A 3,373-nucleotide genomic window follows, 5' to 3' on the forward strand; every position below is an offset into this window, starting at 1 on the left:
CGTCAGTGCCGGCGTGGGTGATGCCTACACAACAGGTCCTCGCATCAATCCCGCCGCAGCCGGGAGCGTTTGACGTTGTCATCGTGGACGAAGCCAGTCAGGTGGACATCACCAACCTGTACTTGCTGTGGTTGGCACCCCGCGTGATCGTCGTTGGCGACGACAAACAGTGCACCCCCAGCGAAGTGGCACTTGGTGGGCTCGATGATGTGTTCACACGCCTGGACAATTACCTCGGCGACCTACCGGACCATGTCCGGAACACGTTCACCCCGCGGTCGAGCTTATTCTCGCTCCTACGATCCAGATTCGGTCAGGTCGTCCGGCTGCGTGAGCACTTCCGATCGATGCCAGAGATCATCAGCTGGTCGAGCAACCAGTTCTATCGTGACGCACCGCTCGTACCAGTCCGGCAATTTGGCTCCGACCGGCTACCGCCGCTGAAGAGCACGTATGTCACCGGCGCGACCGTCACCGGGAAGAACGCCACGCTCGCAAACAAGGCTGAAGCCGTCGCGATCTCGAACCAAGTGCGCACGTGCCTCGACGATGCCCAGTACGACGGCAAGACGATGGGAGTCGTTGTCTTGCAGGGGCAGGGCCAAGTTACCGCGATCCAGAATGAGTTGCGCGGCAGGATTTCAGAAGAGGAGTGGGAGTCGCGTCGCTTCCGGGTTGGAACTCCACCCGACTTCCAGGGCGATGAACGGGACGTCATCTTCCTGTCATTGGTCGTGGCACCTGACCAGAACTTCCAGTCACTTACCCGGACGGAGTTTGAGCAACGCTTCAACGTGGGCGCCTCTCGTGCCAAAGACCAGATGTGGCTGTTCCACTCGGTGACACTGGACCGGTTGCGAACTGGAGATCTCCGCAAATCGCTTCTTGAGCACATGACTGCGATGCCCGTCGCGACGTCGGAACCGGTGCCCGAGAACGTATCCAATGATGTGCGAGATCCTCGTTTCGACAGCCTCTTCGAGCAGCGAGTCTTCAACGAAATCGTTGCCCGCGGCTACCACGTCAACCCGCAGATCCCGGTGAACAACCGCCGTATCGACCTTGTCGTGACGGGAAGTGCATCACGGCTAGCAGTGGAATGCGACGGCGACGCGTTCCACACCACGCCCGAACAGCTGCGGGAGGACCTCGAGCGCGAGATCGAACTCCGCCGATGCGGATGGACCTTCTGGCGGGTACGCGAGTCCGAGTTCTACGCGGATCGCGTACAAGCGATGTCGACGCTGTGGACCGAACTCGACAACTTGGGAATCAGGCCGGGGGGTGACCACGCTAGGGAAACCCCGACGGCCTCGACCGTCGTCAGTCGAGACGGTGACAAGTCAGACGGTTCCACCGATACCGAACGGCCTGTCGCTCCCATCGAGGACCGCGAGGGCGATTCGGACGACCAAGGACTTCACACTTCCACGTCTGTAGCGAGAGTGATGAAGGAGACCGCACCACCACCGCCGGCGCAGAAGTCCGCCTCCTCGGTCGTCGAACCAACATCGCGGTCCGATGTCAACGACCGGCAAGAGGACAGTGGCTACACGCCAGGCCTGAACGCCCGAGATGATCTCTTACGTCGATCAGCAGCCGAATCCGACAGCTCGAACACCGGGGCTTCCACCGCAAACGTGACTCTTCGGAAGGTTCTTGTCGCTGCCGCATGGTCCAGTGTTCCGCTGACGATCGACCGTGCCTGTCACATCGCGAAACTCAGTGAGAGTGAGACACGGGGCGTGCTGAACGCGTTAGTGGAAGACGGTCACCTGGATGAGATGACGAAGGCCGGCACGATGCTGTGGGTTCGCTCGCGGAAGGCGAAAGCTTGAAACCGCTACGCGCCTGGCAGGAGGAGGCGCTCGACGAGTGGCGCAAACGAGGACGACGAGGCGTCATCGAGGCGGTTACCGGTTCAGGGAAGACTGAAGTCGGAATCGCTGCCACGTTGGAAGCGGTAGCTGTTGGTCGACGGGTACTCGTCGTCGTACCGTCGCGTGACCTACTCCGCCAGTGGCACGAACGGCTCGTCGCGGCGGATGACTCGCTACGAGTGGGGCGACGCGGCGACGCCTACCAGGATTCATTCCGTCACTTTGATGTGATCGTGTCGACTGTCCAATCAGCGGTGATGCCCGCCGTTGAACGCCCGCCGGATGGTTCGCTGGTGGTCGCCGACGAAGTGCACAGATACGCCGCGGAGTCCTTCGCGAAAGTCCTGACCCACTCATTCGACCATCGCTTGGGTCTAACTGCGACCCTGGAACGATCGGACGACGGCATCGAACAAGTCCTGATGCCGTTCTTCGAGAACGTGATCTCGGGCTGTACCTATCAACGCGGGTACGAAGACGGGATCCTCGCGCCAGTGAACGTGGCACTCGTGCCAGTACCGTTCGCGCCACGCGAACGAGCGCGTTATGACAACCTCGACGAGGTAGCTCGCGCGGAGCGAGCCAATCTCATCTCTCGATACGGCTGCCGGGCAGAGCCGTTCGGGACTTTCCTCAAAGACGTCCAATTACTTGCAAAGGACGACTTCGGCGGCGATCCGTCAGTCCGGTCCGCTCGGCGGTACCTCAAAGCGTTCTCAGAACGTCGCGACCTGCTCGCCTCAATCTCGGGCAAAGAGCAAGCACTCGCCGAGATTGCGCCTGGGCTTGAACGATCAAGTCGAACGCTCCTGTTCGCCGAGACGAAAACAGCCGCCGCGTCCGCTGCTGAGACTCTCCTGCAAGAAGGAGTGGCAGCGGCCCCATACACCAGCGAACTAACTCGGAACGAGAGAGTCGCGCTCCTCAAGTCATTCAAGGACGGCAGTCTCACAGCTCTGGCTGCTCCCCGTGTTCTCGACGAGGGAATCGATGTCCCAGAGGCGGATGTCGGGATCATCCTTGCTGCCAGCCGAACTCGTCGGCAGATGATTCAACGCATGGGCCGAGTGCTTCGCCCGAAGGCCGACGGACGTGCCGCAGTGTTCCTCATCTTCTACGCCGAGGGAAGCTCTGAAGACCCGAAGAACGGTGCGCATGGGACGTTCCTCGAGCAGCTCACCGAGATCGCTCAACACCTCGAAACAGTTGAGGTCCACTGTGTTCCAGCACTGATGAGGGAATGGTTACCCGAACCAGACAAGCACGGTGAGGCGCTGAGTAAGGATGACCAAGAGTTGGCTGCGACAGCTACTACCACGGTGGCGGAAAGTGCGGCGATGACCCAGCAAGCTAGTGCGCATATCCGGAGCGTCGTTGCGAGTGCGGTGCGTTTCAAGCAGTGCGAGAGCGTCGACGAGATCCTCCGCGCGCTCGTCGAGTTGGACCCGGACGAAGCTGAGGTTCTGATCCGGCGGTTCGGTCTGGTTGGCGAG

General features: G+C 60.9%; 2 protein-coding genes. Both read left to right on the forward strand.

The window, feature by feature from the left end; all coding sequences use genetic code 11:
* The coding region (locus GOAMI_RS22165; protein WP_006438881.1) for a PDDEXK-like endonuclease domain-containing protein at nucleotides 1–1,838 on the forward strand (1,838 nt) is incomplete at its 5' end.
* A partial coding sequence (locus tag GOAMI_RS22170) for a DEAD/DEAH box helicase (RefSeq protein WP_051995462.1) occupies nucleotides 1,808–3,373 on the forward strand: 1,566 nt, incomplete at its 3' end. The genes GOAMI_RS22165 and GOAMI_RS22170, both read left to right, overlap by 31 nt.

It is taken from the genome of Gordonia amicalis NBRC 100051 = JCM 11271 (assembly GCF_000332995.1).
GTDB classification, from domain to species: domain Bacteria; phylum Actinomycetota; class Actinomycetes; order Mycobacteriales; family Mycobacteriaceae; genus Gordonia; species Gordonia amicalis.